Source organism: Psychrobacter sp. UBA6739 (genome assembly GCF_002453835.1).
Lineage (GTDB): Bacteria > Pseudomonadota > Gammaproteobacteria > Pseudomonadales > Moraxellaceae > Psychrobacter > Psychrobacter immobilis_A.
The window spans coordinates 1-15,981 of record NZ_DKHR01000018.1 but is presented as its reverse complement, the minus strand read 5'-3'; the positions used below and the strand labels follow the sequence as shown (position 1 = coordinate 15,981).

The window sequence follows — 15,981 nt, the reverse complement described above, 5'->3', positions numbered from 1 at the left end:
ATTGCTATTTGCAGCAGGTGATTTGGTTGCTGATGGTGACGAGTTATTACGCATTAATACGGAAAGCGAATAGCTGACATAGCTTAATAATAGGTAAGTAACAATAAGGACGACAAGCATGAGCCACTCGTATCCAAACCATCCGTATCCAAAGCATGTCAGAATCGTTGATGTTAGCCCGCGTGATGGACTACAAAACGAGTCAATGACGGTACCGACTGAGGTTAAGCAAACGCTTATCAATGATTTGATTGCGGCAGGTGTCAAAAAGCTTGAGACGACAAGCTTTGTTTCGCCAAAGTGGGTGCCACAAATGAGTGATAACAGCGCGTTGCTCGATGCGCTAGCGCCGACGCGGCATGCGGATATTTGTTATTCAGTTCTAGTACCCAATATGCGCGGCTTTGAAAATGCCATCATTCATCGTCCTGATGAAATCGTTATTTTTGGCTCAGCTAGCGAAACCTTTAGTCAACAGAATATCAACTGTAGTATTGATGAGAGTATTGAGCGTTTTGCATCAGTTGCTGCTGCGGCAAAAGCGCAAGGTATCAAAGTACGCGGCGTTATCTCTTGTACGGTTGGCTGTCCTTATGAAGGCGACATTGACCCTAGCCAAGTAGCTTATGTGACTAAGCGTCTGGTAGAGATTGGTACTGAGCAAATTGGCATTGCCGACACCATTGGTGTGGGTACACCGCTCAAAGTGCAACGAGCATTACAAGCTGCATTAGAATATGCTGATATCTCTATGCTATCGGGTCATTTTCATGATACTTATGGTCAAGCATTGAGCAATACCTTAGCTGCACTACAAATGGGTGTCAGTGAGTTTGATACCTCGGTGGCTGGACTAGGCGGCTGTCCTTATGCCAAAGGCGCAACGGGTAACGTGGCGACCGAAGATGTGGTGTATATGCTGCATGGTATGGGTATCAGTACAGGCATCGATTTGGATAAATTGGTCGTGGCAGGCGAGCGTATCAGTGCGTTTTTAAAGCGTCCAAATGGCTCAAACGTGGCACGTGCTTTAATTAACAAACGTCAGTCTTAACTAATTTCATTAAGAATATAGTTAGTCATAAGCTAAATGAATAGATAGATAGGTTTATGGCTGGGACAAATTTTTTGAAGCTTCTGGAGTGACGAAGTTGCACAGCAAGCGAGGAAAATTTGTTCAAGCTATATCATCTATTTTTAAATTGACACAGCGCTAGTAAAAAATTAAACATCAAAATACAAGGAATGGCTATGAGTTTACCTGGATTGAATTTTCAGCTTGGCGAAGATATCGATGCCTTACGTGACATGGTACAACAGTTTGCGACTAATGAAATTGCCCCACGTGCTGCCGAGATTGACAGTAGCGACGAGTTCCCCATGGATTTGTGGCAAAAAATGGGCGACATTGGTCTACATGGTATTACCGTTCCTGAAGAGTACGGCGGCTCTAACATGGGCTACGTCGCACATATGGTCGCGATGGAAGAGATTAGCCGCGCTTCGGCATCGGTAGCGCTGAGCTATGGTGCGCACTCAAACCTATGTATCAACCAAATAAAACGTAACGGCAGTGAAGCACAAAAACAAAAGTATTTGCCAAAATTAGTCAGCGGTGAGTTCATCGGTGCATTGGCTATGAGTGAGACAGGCGCTGGCTCAGACGTCGTCAGCATGAAGCTCAGAGCTGAAGAAAAAGACGGTAGCTATGTGTTGAATGGTAGCAAAATGTGGATTACCAATGGTCCCGATGCTGACGTGATGGTGGTTTATGCTAAGACCAATCCAGAGCTAGGCGCGAAAGGCATGACGGCCTTTATCGTTGAAAAAGGTATGGAAGGTTTTGGCACGGCACAAAAGCTGGATAAGCTCGGCATGCGTGGTAGTCATACGGGCGAGATGACCTTTAATAATGTTGAAGTACCTAAAGAGAACATCTTAGGCGGCCTCAATGAAGGCGTTAAGGTATTGATGAGCGGGCTAGATTACGAGCGTGCAGTATTAGCTGCAGGTCCTATCGGCATCATGCAAGCGGTGATGGATAATGTCGTGCCTTATATCCATGATCGTAAGCAGTTTGGTCAAGCCATCGGTGAGTTCCAGCTTATTCAAGGCAAAGTCGCAGACATGTATACGATATTGCAAGCAGGTCGCAGCTTCTTGTACACTGTCGGCAAAAATCTCGATATGTTGGACGCGCGCGGTGCCGGTCATAGCCGAGAAGTACGTAAAGATTGCGCTAGTGTGATTTTATGGTGTGCCGAAAAAGCCACCTGGATGGCAGGCGAGGGCATTCAAATCTTTGGTGGTAATGGCTACACCAATGAGTATCCACTTGGTCGCTACTGGCGCGATGCCAAGTTGTATGAGATTGGCGCGGGTACCAGTGAAATCCGCCGTATGCTAGTTGGTCGTGAGCTATTTAATGAGACTAAATAGTATAAAAATATAATACTATCATCAGCGACTTTCTAAATTTGGCATAACCAGACTAGCTTAGGACAATGGCTGGTTAATAACGAACAATTGTGCTAAGGTATATTTTATTTTTTGATTGACAATAATCGATTAATAGAGTTGCTTCTTAGCCTTTTTTATTCGCCATATTTATAAGATATCGTCTATGCTGCTGACTATTACCACACCTAAAACACGCTTCAAGATAAATCTGCGATTAACTATTATTTCTGTGCTGACAAAAGCGCTATTTCTACTGAGTGTATTTGCGGTACACTCAGCAAATGCTGAGTTAGCAGACATGTCACCATCGCAACCCGTCATTCAGTTTTCAACTTCTGATGCGAAGTGGGTACATCAACCAAGGTTCGATAGTCGTCACATTCGCAACTTAGAGGGTAATTGTGATCCGGAAGAACCTTGCAAACTCAAACGTGCGGAAATGAAATTTTTATTAATTGTAAATCAGGAAGGTAAAGTTGCAAATATTACCGTATTGAAGAGTAGTGGCTCCGATAAAATTGATAGTGAGTTTATGAGAGAGTTACGCCGCAGTCTTTTGAAACCATTTAGAAAAGATAGTAAGACAGTAGTAGGCAAAGTAACCGTTCCAATAATATTTGAGTATTACTAAAGCTTAAACAATACTAAAAAGCAGTACGCCTTACACGTACTGCTTTTTTTATTTTCAATGTAAAAGTATCTATTGAGTATTACGACTGTTTGGTATGATCAAAATATCGTGCCAGACCGTTCAACAATAAATCATCACGCAAGCGTACTGGACGGTTGACGTGCTGCGAGATAATAGATGCATCACCACCCGTCATGATAACTTCAAAGTTGGGATGGCGATGGCTAATCTCATTGATGGCACCGACGATTGATAATAGTATGCCGCGATGTACCGCATCTTGTGTGGTCATGCCTTGACCCACACTATCAAAGGTGCCATTGGATATGGTGATTTGCTTAGTGCCTGAAAATAGTGATTCACGTTGCAGATAAATACTGGGGAAAATATAACCGCCCAAATGCTCAGCATGATCAATCAAGTCAATGGTCACTGCTGTGCCACAGCCAATCACGCATTGACGTTTTTTCTTATCTACGGCGCCCAGCATCTGTAGCCAACGATCACAGCCGAGCTGTTCGTCATTATAAGCACTCTTCATCAAAGCATGCGCTGCATCGACATGGACAAACTCAAACGGAATATTCAGACGACCTAACGTCTCTGACACTTTAACATTTAAATCGTCGCCCAGCACCGATGAGATACCAATGAAATCAGGCGCATAACGCTCGAAGCGATCGGTCAAACCCATCAGTAGTTCGGCAGGCGCTTGCAAATGTTGCTTGGCATCATGCGCGACTATTTGTCCGATATCATCGGTGAGCCAGTATTTTAGACGGGTGTTGCCAAGATCTAACCAGAGCATAAAAATCCCTTTATATCGTGCCCATTGGGTCTTTGATTTAAGCCTTATCAATAACGTCGATGCGTCCGGTAAAAAGCGCAGAAATCTTACCGCTATCTTGACGCAATTGCAAACATCCATGTGTATCAAGACCACAAGCATAACCTGTGATACTATCTGTTTTACCGTTATGCTCTTGAGTAACGTGCAAGCGTAATCCTGCCAGTGCATCCATCGACTCAAACTGTTTTAAAAAGCTGTCCAAATTATAGCTTTGACCAGTGGGCTTCTCTAATCCTAAGTGCTCAAAGCGTGTCATCGCGGCTAGCAGGGCTTTACTCATTTGTTGGTAAAGTATTTTTAGGCTTGGCAGACTCACAATATCTGTCTCTGGTTTTAGCTTCTCATAAATATCCTGTAGGCTAATCGCTTGATAACTCATGCCTTCGCAGGTTTTTGCAGTGAGATTGGGCGTTGCCTGTACATTAAGTCCTACGCCCATCACCACGCCGACCAATTTGCCCGTTTGGGTAACAGGTTCTATCAAAATACCCGCAAGTTTATTAAAAGGTAGGGTCTGTGCTGCCAGTTTAGGCTCATTTGACACTGAGTCAGATGGCGGTTGATAAAAGCCCAAATCATTCGCCCACTTCACGCCGATGGGCGTCAACCCTTGCGCGCGCAATTGCTCATTTAATATTTGAATAACGGGCATTTTTGCCAGTTCAACGCCGATGATTAGTGACAGTAAACCGCTAATCGGCAGATGAACAGGATGATATAACGACAGATAGACATTGCCGCGCGGTGATTGCCACGAGCGCCCGTGCTGCCCACGACCTGCGCTTTGGGTTTCAGCGGTCAGTAGATGCATCTGCGCAGCATTTAACGTGCCATGTTGTACATCTGTTATCAGCTCGCTATTGGTAGAGGCACTGCTGACAAGGTGGCGATGGTTCAGCTGTGGTAAATGATGAAGCTCTAATGAGTCGTCAGAAAAATTGGAAAATGGCGGCATAAGTTTCGTCGATGTGGTTAATATAGCGTGGATAATCTTTGTTATACTGGGCGGTTGTCACGATTAGACAATACCAAATAAACAGCATAAAGGTCGGATTATGATTTAGCAAATGCGATAGGCAAGTGATTATAAAACTAAAGAATTTTTATAAAAATAAGTGTGATAAAAGGCTAATTCGATGATGTTATATGTGTGGTTTGTGATTGCAGGCGCGTTTGCGGGTGTCAGTGCCGGTCTATTTGGCGTTGGCGGCGGCATGATTATCGTACCAGCATTGGTATGGATTTTTACCGCTTATGATTTTTCGCCAGAAGTGGTGACCCATTTGGCGATTGGTACATCACTGGCGACCATCGTTGTGACTTCGATTAGCTCAATGACTGCGCACAATAAGCGTGGCGGCGTACGTTGGGAGGTCTGGCGCAAAATGGCACTCGGCTTGGTCATCGGTAGTTTGGTCGGTGCTGGTATTGCCGATATGATTGACGGTAAAGTATTGCAAGCCATCATCGGTGTCGGCGCGTTATTGGTCGCTTTAAAAATGCTGTTTTTGTCCAATAAAGAGCAGCTGGGCAAACCGCTACCGTCAGCTGGCGTACAGTTTGGCGCGGGTACAGGGATTGGCATGGCGTCGTCTATTTTTGGGATTGGCGGTGGCAGCTTGACCGTACCCTTTTTAAATTGGGCGGGGTTACCGATGAAGCAGTCGGTTGGCACGTCTGCCGCTTGTGGATTGCCGATTGCATTGGCTGGTGCGGCAGGGTTTGCATGGTTCGGGCAAGATGTGGTCAATCTGCCTGAGGGTACGATAGGTTTTGTCCATATCACGGGATTTTTATGTATTTCTGTCGCTAGCTTTGCGATGGCAAAAGTCGGTGCCAAGCTTGCCCACCAATTGCCTGCGCTAACGCTTAAGCGTGCCTTTGGGGTGTTGTTATTGTTTGCAGGCGGGCAGCTGTTGTTAAGTGGGATTGGGGTGATTTAGAATACTAATCGTTCGACTACTTCGGATGATATTACTTTAGGGAATATGAGTGGACGCATTAATAGCTGGTGTTATCGGTGTGATAACTGGAGGAGGAGTTTCATTCGTAGCAAATTATTTTTTGAATGTTCAAAGGTATAAGCAGGATACTAAAAAACAGAACTCTGACCACGATCATGATCTTGTAAAACAAGACTCCGAACATAAACATGACCGTCAAGTTTTTCGAAGACAAAAGTACGAAGAGCTGACCTTCCGACTTATTGATTTTACCAATATTCTGAAGAATATTAGTTTACAACTATCTCAACTAGAAAGTGGAGCTCTTATAGATACTGCTGAGTTCGATGAAAAAGGTGCAAAAATTGAAATTCTTACTATTCTGTATTTTCCGGAATTGAGTACTGATTGTGAATATTTTTTGGCGATTTCACGTCAGTTTCTCTTGTCTCATAGCCCTAACAATAACTCTAGTAGTATAAACAATCGAGAATCAATGAAGATAAGGTTTGATAAAAGTTTTGATCAACTTTACGATAAGATTAAAGAACATATATCAGACTATACTTAATAATATATAAACTCTAAAACTGACCAAGATTTCAGATAAAACAGTTACCTGCTTTTATTTACCAATCATTTATGTATTTAAATTATTCGGAACTGACAAGCCAAATACTTTCACTGTTAATAGAATGCTATTTCCTATCAATCGAATCCAGCCCCAAACGCATCCATTTTCTTGCTAGCTCATCATGGTCGCTGAGCATACTCCACAGCGCATCTTCACTAAAGATAGAGTATTCATCACCTGAATGCTCAATTGGCAGATCCGCTTCACGATCTGCCATCCATTGCGGGTCTAGGTAGTAATTTTTCAACTCATTTTGCAATGCTTCAGCTTTTAAGAACTGCTGCTGCGCTTCGAGTTGCTGGCGATGCAGTTTGCACCATTCTTCATATTTTTGCTGTAGTTCTTGCGGATTATAGTTAGGCATTTTTATACTCTTATTTTTTGATAGTTATATGAATGATTATTATTTTAAGCCATATTATAGCATTCCTGACAAACCCTAAAAAATTAGCACAATTTGAGGTAGAATAGCCGCCTGTTTTCGCCATATTTACTGATCCTTCATGCGCCTAAAATCTCTCAAGCTGGCAGGCTTTAAATCCTTTGCCAATCCAACGACTTTTACTTTTCGTCATGGTATCACCGCCATTGTCGGGCCGAACGGCTGTGGCAAATCTAACGTCATTGATGCCATTCGTTGGGTGCTGGGTGAAACCTCTGCCAAGCAGTTACGTGGCGGCGCGATGAGTGATGTTATCTTTGCCGGTACGCAAGATAAATCCGCCAAAAGTGTCGCTAGCGTTGAGCTCACCTTCGAGCATACGCAAGATGAGCAAAACGGTATTCGCCATGAATTTAATCTGTATCAAGAACTGTCCGTTCGTCGTCAGGTAAATAAAGAGGGGCGCTCGGATTATTTTATCAATGGTACGCGCTGTCGTCGCCGTGATGTCGTCGATGTATTCTTGGGTACGGGACTTGGCGCACGTAGTTATGCGGTGATTGAACAAGGTATGATTGGGCGTATTGTTGAGTCTAGCCCCATGCAGCTGCGTGAGTTCATCGAAGAGGCAGCAGGAGTCTCACGCTATCAAGCTCGCCGTGAAGAAACCCAAAAGAAGCTCGAGAAAACGAAAGATAATTTGGCACGCCTGCATGATATGCAAAGCGAGCTGGTCAGCCAACAAAAGCGTCTGTCTAAACAAGCCGCTAGTGCTGAGCGTTACGAAGCGTTAGCGTTGTCGCTTGCTGATATCAAACAGCAACTTGCCATTCAGCAGCTCTATCAAGCCAAGCATACTCAGCAGCAGCAAAAAATAGCCCATGAGCGCAGCGCCACTGAAGTATCAACTTTACAAGCCAACTATGACACCCTAAAAGCCAAGCAAGATAAACTTGCTGCTCATATCAATCAAGAACAGTGGTTAAAAGATGACGCTCAAAGCAACCATTATCAACAGCAGCTAAGCTATCAACAAGCAGAGCATCAATTAGGTGATGCTAAATCACAATTAAACGTTATCGCACAGCAACTAGCCAGCTTGGATCAACAGCGTCAGCAAGCAGTCGATGAGATAAATCGCTTAAAGGCTGAGCAAGCCGAGCAGCACACTGTGCTAGAAGGATTGCGTCCTAAGCTCAATGAATTAACGAATAAACGTGAAGCGCATAAACGCAACGAGCAGCCATTACAGCGCGCCTACCATGACGCGCAAAATCAGCTATCACGCTTGCAAGATAATGCACGCATGCTTGAACAACAGCAAGCCATTAATAACCAAGCACAAAAACGTTATCAGCAAAATCATGATAAGTGGCAGCGTCGTCATACAAACTGGCAGCATTTATGGCAGCAACTCCAACAGTCGCTATCACCAGTTGAAAGTGCTGGTTTGCAAGATAATTCTAATGCAAATAATTTACAGCAGACGTTATCGGCGCAAGTTGCTGAGCTAAACAAAAAATTGCAGCAGATTGAACGCCAACAAGACAGTGTGGATGAGCGCTTGTCTGAGCTACAACCGCAAGCGCAGGATTTACAACAGCAATTGCACACGCAGCAGCGCGAGTTGAGCGAGAATGAGAAGCGCCACGCCGTATTGGCAGGTGAGTACGATACCCTGCATCAAATATTGCATCCTAAGCCGGCATCAAAATCGCAACAGTCTGCTGATGCAAAAACTGCTGATGTTAAAAGTGATTTAGAAAGCAAAATAGTCAGCGACTATAGCCAATTGACCATTACCACCTTGCGTGATCAGATTGAGTTAAGCGCGAAAGGTCAGCAGCATGCCAAGCTACTCGATAGTGTGTTGGCATTGTGGTTAGACAGCCATGTGCTAGTTTCTAACCAAACCTATCAACCAAATGTTAATAATGTGAGCGCTGACTCCGAGCAAACGCATAGCTTATGGCAAGTACTTGAGCATGAGTTAAAAGATTTATTTGTTTATCAAAATGCGCAAACCAATACAGTGGACAAGTCATCAATCAAAATAGAAACGGGCCATAGCTTGTGGCTATCTGCTAAACAAAACGGTGTAAACGCAAAGCCACTGGTTAGCGAATTGCCTGAGAGTTTGATTGATAAAGTATTGCCTTTATCACAGCTGATTAGCGCACCGAACTTAGCGCTTTGGCAGCACTGTTATTTATATATTGCACAGCCTGAGACAGATAATAAGCAAACGTTAGAAGCGCTTGCTGAGATTTTAAAAGTATTGCCATCGTCAGCTATTTTACTAACGACTGACGGCTGGCTTATCAGTCGTCAGGGTACGATGAATCTAAGTAAATTTGTTGGTGCGCAAGATGGACAAAATGGTAGCAATAACAGCAACAGTCAATTTTTAACCCAGCGTTTACAGCAGCGCAGCCGTTTACAAGCGTTAGAAGACTTGCTCGATGAGTTTGAGAACAAAATAGAAGCGCAGAAAAAAGCGATTACAAAAGACCAGCGTAACTATGATGCAATGACGGTCAGCTTAGAAGAAACACGCGCGCAAGCTGAGCAATTAACCCGCGATAAGCATCAGTATCAGCAAAAGCTCACTACTCAGCGTGCCAACGCTGAACGTTTGCAAGCGGACAGCCAACGCCTTAATGCTGACAAAGTTACCCTTGAGCAAGAGCAACAGGAGTTGGTGCAAGAACAACAATCGCTCAATCATGAGCAGCAGGATCTCCAAAGCAAAATCGCAGCGCTAACGCCACAAATCGCCGATGCTCGCGCGGCAACTCAGCAATTACAAGCGGAGCGCAGTGAGCTAAGTCGTACCCGTCAAGCAGATGATGACGCTTGGCAAGCTTTGCAGCTTCGTATTCAACAAAGTGAGATGCGTTTAGAACACAGTGTCAGCAGTCTTGCTCGGGCAAATGCGCAATTTGATAAGTCGCTACAAAGCGAGCAAAATCTAAAGACGCGTCATGAGCAGCAGCAAAATATGCTGCCAGCACTGCAAGCAGCATTACAAACAGTACAGACCGCGCGCGATGAGCAGCAGGCTGTATTAACAGGGCGAGAAACTGCATTAACGGTGCTCAAGCAAGAATACAATCAGCAGCAGGTTGAGCTAGATAGCTTACAAAACACACTGCAAACTCAGCAAAATGCGCTTGCCAATCACTCGACCGAGCTGGCACTAAGCGCTGCAAAATTACAGGATGCTAGTAGCCATACGCAAGAAGCGCTAGATGCTTATTATAAGGTGAGTCATAAATATAAAGCGCATTTGGATATAGCGCAGCACCCACAGCATCAGCAACAAGTGATGAGCGTTTCAAACTTATTGGCAGATTTTATTGCGCATGATCGCCGTGTGCGCCCAGATAAAATCGCTGAGCTTGAGGCTGAGCGCGTGCAGCTTGAGCAGCAGCTAGGCAAAATTGGCGCGGTCAATCTCGCTGCCGTGGCAGAGTTGGCAGAGGTTAATGAACGCTTAGAGCCACTCGCGCAGCAGACAACCGATATTGCTGCGAGTATGCAGACGTTAACGGAGGCGATTGCTTCGATTGATGAAACGACCAAGACGCTATTTATGCAGACGCTCGATGCCGTCAATATTGAGCTTGCCAATTTATTTGCCAAAGTGTTTGGTGGCGGGCAAGCCAGTTTAACGCTCAATACGGATGATATGCCCATTAATGCACCAAAATCAGAACAGTGGCGGGCAGGGCTAACCTTGATGGCACAGCCAAAAGGCAAACGTAACAGCCGTCTCGCTGTGCTTTCAGGCGGCGAAAAGACGCTTACTGCATTGAGCTTGATTTTTGCGATATTTAAGCAGCATCCCGCGCCATTTTGTGTGTTGGATGAAGTCGATGCACCACTTGATGACGCCAACGTCGCTCGCTTTACCAGTCTTATTCATGAATTAGCAGACGATTTGCAGTTTATCTTTATCAGCCATAATAAATTAACGATGCAGATTGCCGATGAGTTAAAAGGCGTGACCATGCCAAGCGCAGGGATTTCTACCTTGGTCAGTGTGTCACTCGATGAGGCAGCGCGTTACCTTTCTGATTAAGAGCAGCGTTGAATAGCAAAAATAATTGATAACTGGCAGCAGTTGTCGGTGGTATAGTTAGAAATGATGTGACAATATTACAACGTCACGCAAGTGTGTCAGCCTCACGGTAAACGATGACTATATGGTGACGATATTCATTAGCCATGCTAGACTATTGCCATTTATTCCCTCTTATGTATTCCCTTTTGTCATATATTAGGATGTATCTCTTATGACCGCTATTCAGTTTATATTGATTGCCATTGCCGCATTTATCATGCTTGCAGGGCTATTTATGGTCATTCGTAGCTTTAAGCGCCGCAATAATGCTGAAGCGGTAGCGGTCAATTATGATAAAAACGGTATTCCTATCATACCGCGTCATGAACGCAATATCGTCGATCAGCCAGACTTGGATGATACAGTCGCTGGCGAAACAAGTATCGGCCCTGATCGCAGTTATCTAAATGCGGTGGTCGAAGACGAACCTTTGACCCAACCTCATACCCATGTTGATACGCAGCTGACAGCTGGGCATGCGGATGTTAATGACAGCGATACTGGCACAATAGATGATGCTGACTATGTGCGCTGGCAAGCAGAGCAGCAGCGTGCTGACAATAGCGAGTTTGCAGAAGCCGCTGAGCAGATGCATATCGAGCAAGAGCCTGATGCATTTTCTAGCTTGATGTCGGCAACTGACAGCTTGATGCCCTCTATTGATACCGCAGACGAGCCAAGCTTCGATAATAACAGTCCGATACTCGATCAGCATCTCTCAGAGCCAGTGGATGAAGCGCAAAACGGTCCACTCATCAATGCCAAAGACAACATTAATATCACTATCTTGCCGCATCAATATCGCGACCGTCCAGCCGCAATTATCCGTGGTCGTGACTTATTGGCATTAATTGATAAGTATGGTCTGCGCTATGGCGCGATGAATATGTTCCATCGCTATGAGCAAAAAGACGGCACCGGTATGCTCTGGTTTAGCATGATGGGCATCACCGATAGTGGTATCGCGCCTTTTGATCCGCATAGCGTGGCGACCAATACTTATAATGGCGTGGTAGTATTCTTATCTTTGCCGCATCCACAAGCGCTGCGTAGCTTCGATAGTATGATGAGCATCGCTTATATGATGGCAAGTGATTTGGACGCCATTATGCTCGATGAAGAGAACGAACCAATCACCCCTGAATACAAGCAGCAATTGCGTAATCAAGTCCGCGATTATGAAGGTTAGTTTTAATGTATGAATACAGGTTGATCAATAAAAGCTGATTCATATTAGCAGTATTAAAAAAGGCAAATAGCGATTGACGTTATTTGCCTTTTTTAATGGGCTTTAGTTTCTGCAAAATGCTAGAGTCGGTTCAAGATAATTTAGATACAAGGAAGGTGAGTGAAAGTACTACACATAGTAGACTGAGCGAGCCTGACACAGTATCTAATTTATATAGGAACGACTATATCCGAGCATCCTACAAACTTGTTATCATATCGGCATCTTGAATTGCAAATAAAAGACGCCGACTATGACTGACCCTATCTCACCACTTACCTCTAAAGACATTAATAAAGACATCAATACTACTAACCCTATAAAAAATGATGATGCTATCGTCACCCAGATGCGCACGTTTATCGATGCGCTTAAGCAGCACAATTATGCCTACTATGTGCTTGATAATCCTATTTTAGAAGACAGCGAATACGATCAGTTGCGTCGCTCTTTATTGGCGCTTGAAGAACAATATCCGGATTTGGTGCAGCCAGATAGCCCGATTAACCAAGTTGGCGACATGCCGCTATCGGCTTTTACCCAAGTCACTCATGATATTCCCATGCTCTCGCTTGGCAATGTCTTTGATTATGATGAATTACATGGCTTTATGCGCCGCGTGAATGATCGCCTCAACGATGCACAGCAAAACCCTGAATACGAGATGGAGCTAAAGCTCGATGGCTTGGCGGTGTCACTCAAATACGCTCATGGCAAGTTTGTCCAAGCGGTGACACGCGGTGATGGGCAAACGGGCGAGGACATCACTCAAAATGCCAAAACCATTCGCAATTTGCCACTTTGGCTCGCGGCTGCAAGCGAGATTCCATTATTGGAAGTGCGCGGTGAGGTGCTGATGCCGAAAGCGGGTTTTGAGCGTTTGAATCGCCTTGCTGAAGAAAAGGGCGACAAAACTTTTGCCAATCCACGCAATGCCGCTGCTGGAAGTTTGCGTCAGCTAGATCCCGCCATTGCTGCTAGCCGTCCGCTCGCATTTTACTGTTATTCAGTCAATCAAGGTTTACCTGAGCATATCAAAACCCAATCAGCAGCGCTTGCATGGCTAAAGACCATTGGCTTTACCATCAGTGCAGTCGAGGTGGTACAAAATCCACGCGAGGCTCAAGCCTATTATGAATCGGTAAAGGAAACACGCGGCGAGCTACCGTTTGAGATTGATGGCATGGTCATCAAGGTCAATAGCTTGGCATTGCAGCAGCAGCTTGGGTTTTTATCGCGTGAGCCGCGCTGGGCAACCGCTTATAAATTCCCTGCCGAAACTGTCATGACCCGCTTGCATGCTATCGAGTGGCAAGTCGGACGCACTGGCGCCATTACGCCCGTTGGTAAATTAGAACCCGTGAAAGTCGGCGGCGTCACGGTCAGCAATGTCACCTTGCATAACTTTGGCGAGATTCAGCGTCTAGATGTGCGCGCAGGTGATATGGTCAGCGTCCATCGTGCAGGTGATGTGATTCCTAAAGTGACTCGTGTTTGGACAGATCAGCGTCCAGAAAATTCTGAACCGGTACAGCTGCCATCGACCTGCCCAGTGTGTGACTCGCCTGTGGTATTGCCCAAAGATGAAGCGTTAGCGCGTTGCACTGGTGGGCTATTTTGTCCCGCGCAGCAGGTCGAGGCGCTCATCCACTTTGTCTCGCGTCGGGCAATGGATATCGATGGCTTAGGCGCAAGTTGGCTGATTAACTTTTTTGAGCATGGCTTGGTGAAGACAGTCGCTGATATCTATCAATTGCACAATCATCAAGACGAGCTGATTACGCTTGAGAAACTGGGCGAAAAATCAGTACAGAACATCCTCAGCGCTATCGAAGCCAGTAAGCATACAACACTCGCGCGCTTTATTTATGCGCTGGGTATTCGCGGCGTTGGTGAGACCACGGCGCAGAATTTGGCACAGCAATTTGGCGACCTTGATAGCCTAATGGCTGCTGATATCGATAAGCTCCTACAAACGCCTGATGTTGGCGCTATTACTGCCGAGCTTGCTTATAAATTTTTCCGCGCACCGCACAATATCGAAGTCATTACTGCATTACGTGAAGCAGGTGTGCATTGGGATAAAGTCGAGCAAGTAGCATCAGAAGGATTGCCGCTCGATGGGCAAACGTGGGTCATCACTGGCGCGCTCGATAGCATGGCGCGTGATGAAGCCAAAGCCAAGCTGCAAGCACTAGGGGCAAAAGTCTCAGGCAGTATCTCTGCAAAAACCACTGCGCTACTGGCAGGGGATAAAGCTGGCTCGAAGCTCACCAAAGCGGAAAAATTGGGCGTTAAGATAGTGGGTGAGGAAGAGTTTTTGGCGATGGTTGGGGAGTAGGGTATGGATGCTGATATAAGTAAATATAAGAAACTATATGCTAATTATGCCGAGGTTTCTTATCCAATAACTTATAGTGAGAGTAAGCACAAAGTTAGTGATAGACTGAGCCATAAAAGACTTTCTAAAAAAATTGCAGAAAATATGGAAGAGTATGTTTCCATATTTGACAATAGGGATTATCTTAGCCTAGATAGAGATACTTATATTTATCCTTTTGAAGGAAGTGTTAAAAAATGTGCATTTTGCTTAAAAAGTGAACCTGATGTCAGTTTTAAAAATAAACCACATGTAATCCCAGAGTTTTTAGGGAATAAGTATTTATTACATTACGATGAGTGTGATCAGTGCAACTCAGAATTTGGCAACACTATAGAGAGAGAGCTTAGTGAATATTTAAGACCTCGCAGAGTATTTAGTAAAATAAAAGGCAAAACGAGAAAGTATATTAGTTCTTACTCCAAGAATGGAAAAAAGGGGTTTGAGTTTTCAGAAGAAAAAGGTAGTTATATTATACCAATTAATGATAATTTAGATTTAAACTTTAAGAATAAAGAGTTTACTTACGTTTGTGAAATAGCAAAACATACTCCTATAAATGTTTATAAAGGGCTTATGAAGGTTTTATATGGCTTACTACCTAGAGAGCATAGAATGTACTTTGAGGTTGTTAGAAATTTTTTAATAGATGATAAGTTGGATAAGATTTCAGATCAAATACCTATAAAAGTAGTTTCTACATTTATGCCTTACAATAACTTAAGCTCTCCTTATGTAAGTATTTTACATAGAAGTAAAGATACATCTGAAAATGAAGTGTTAGAAGAAGATTTTTTTGAATATGTAGGAACCATCTGTTTTGGAAATACTATTTTTGAAATACCTATGTATTGTGATAAGGATATTAAAAAAGCGATAAATAAAAAGGAGATATCTTTGAAGTTAACTCCTAAACCTTATGGGAGCTTTTGGAGGGAGATAGAAGACTTGAATGGAAGAGAGAAGGTTGTATCAGAGTATCCGTTAAATTTTGGATATCATTCAATTACTGTTTTTGATTAGTTAGCGTAGGGTGCGCCCAGCGCACCTAGAAAAAAACTACTCTAATTTATCTGAAAAACTCTCTGAAAAACCAATTGACTCATTACCCCAGTCTTCCGCATAAACACCTTGCTTCACATAACGATGAAAGCTCGAATATGGCCAGTCTACTACATTTTTAACTAACCCATGCTTAACAGGATTATAGTGCAAATAATCCATATGCCTTATGAAGTCTGCTTCGTCTTTTATTTCATGTTCATAAAATCGACGTTGCCAAATACCTCTTTCGCTTCTTTTAATTTTTGAACGGCTTAACACATGACCCCTGCCGTCAATCCCGTA

Annotated in this window: 13 protein-coding genes; 9 read left to right on the top strand and 4 right to left on the bottom strand. The window is 44.1% G+C overall.

From position 1 onward, the window contains the following. Window positions 1–118: 118 nt before the first annotated feature. The 3 genes from B2575_RS04170 (at window position 119) to B2575_RS04160 (ending at window position 3,091) form a co-directional block, all read left to right on the top strand. Entirely contained in the window at window positions 119–1,054 is a 936-nt protein-coding gene (locus B2575_RS04170) for a hydroxymethylglutaryl-CoA lyase (protein ID WP_238048840.1), read from the top strand. A gap of 197 nt (window positions 1,055–1,251) precedes the next feature. Continuing rightward, window positions 1,252–2,439 carry an isovaleryl-CoA dehydrogenase gene (locus B2575_RS04165; RefSeq protein ID WP_238048841.1) on the top strand — a complete coding sequence of 396 codons (1,188 nt, stop codon included), beginning with the start codon at window positions 1,252–1,254 and terminating at the stop codon, window positions 2,437–2,439. Between the two features lie 184 nt (window positions 2,440–2,623). Continuing rightward, the gene (locus B2575_RS04160) at window positions 2,624–3,091 is read left to right on the top strand and encodes an energy transducer TonB (protein WP_238048842.1); all 468 of its coding nucleotides are present in this window, start codon (window positions 2,624–2,626) and stop codon (window positions 3,089–3,091) included. Window positions 3,092–3,170: 79 nt separating this feature from the next. On the opposite strand, the gene B2575_RS04155 is transcribed toward B2575_RS04160, so the two are convergent. Next, window positions 3,171–3,899 carry a pantothenate kinase gene (locus B2575_RS04155; protein WP_055123442.1) on the bottom strand — a complete coding sequence of 243 codons (729 nt, stop codon included), beginning with the start codon at window positions 3,897–3,899 and terminating at the stop codon, window positions 3,171–3,173. 37 nt (window positions 3,900–3,936) lie between these two features. Further along, entirely contained in the window at window positions 3,937–4,896 is a 960-nt protein-coding gene (locus tag B2575_RS04150; RefSeq protein ID WP_238048843.1) for a biotin--[acetyl-CoA-carboxylase] ligase, read from the bottom strand. Between the two features lie 184 nt (window positions 4,897–5,080). On the opposite strand from B2575_RS04150, the gene B2575_RS04145 reads away from it, so the two are divergent. Beyond that, window positions 5,081–5,884 (top strand): sulfite exporter TauE/SafE family protein, encoded by an 804-nt coding sequence (locus B2575_RS04145; RefSeq protein WP_201502082.1) that lies wholly within the window; start codon window positions 5,081–5,083, stop codon window positions 5,882–5,884. 49 nt (window positions 5,885–5,933) lie between these two features. Then, window positions 5,934–6,455 carry a hypothetical protein gene (locus B2575_RS04140; protein WP_045443571.1) on the top strand — a complete coding sequence of 174 codons (522 nt, stop codon included), beginning with the start codon at window positions 5,934–5,936 and terminating at the stop codon, window positions 6,453–6,455. A gap of 127 nt (window positions 6,456–6,582) precedes the next feature. On the opposite strand, the gene B2575_RS04135 is transcribed toward B2575_RS04140, so the two are convergent. After that, on the bottom strand, window positions 6,583–6,882 hold the full coding sequence (locus B2575_RS04135) for a DUF4298 domain-containing protein (RefSeq protein WP_250163670.1): 300 nt from the start codon (window positions 6,880–6,882) through the stop codon (window positions 6,583–6,585). A 139-nt stretch (window positions 6,883–7,021) separates the two neighbouring features. On the opposite strand from B2575_RS04135, the gene B2575_RS04130 reads away from it, so the two are divergent. From B2575_RS04130 to B2575_RS04115, 4 genes are all read left to right on the top strand, one after another. After that, window positions 7,022–10,984 (top strand): AAA family ATPase, encoded by a 3,963-nt coding sequence (locus B2575_RS04130; RefSeq protein ID WP_250163671.1) that lies wholly within the window; start codon window positions 7,022–7,024, stop codon window positions 10,982–10,984. A gap of 214 nt (window positions 10,985–11,198) precedes the next feature. After that, the gene (locus tag B2575_RS04125) at window positions 11,199–12,215 is read left to right on the top strand and encodes a cell division protein ZipA C-terminal FtsZ-binding domain-containing protein (RefSeq protein WP_250163672.1); all 1,017 of its coding nucleotides are present in this window, start codon (window positions 11,199–11,201) and stop codon (window positions 12,213–12,215) included. A 292-nt stretch (window positions 12,216–12,507) separates the two neighbouring features. Further along, window positions 12,508–14,595, top strand: coding sequence for an NAD-dependent DNA ligase LigA (ligA, locus tag B2575_RS04120; RefSeq protein WP_238048847.1), 2,088 nt, complete (start codon window positions 12,508–12,510; stop codon window positions 14,593–14,595). 3 nt (window positions 14,596–14,598) lie between these two features. Continuing rightward, window positions 14,599–15,657, top strand: a complete 1,059-nt coding sequence (locus B2575_RS04115) for an HNH endonuclease (protein ID WP_238048848.1) — start codon at window positions 14,599–14,601, stop codon at window positions 15,655–15,657. Between the two features lie 36 nt (window positions 15,658–15,693). Here B2575_RS04115 and B2575_RS04110 read toward each other — a convergent pair. Next, on the bottom strand, window positions 15,694–15,981 hold a 288-nt coding region (locus B2575_RS04110; RefSeq protein WP_414707415.1), incomplete at its 5' end, for an REP-associated tyrosine transposase.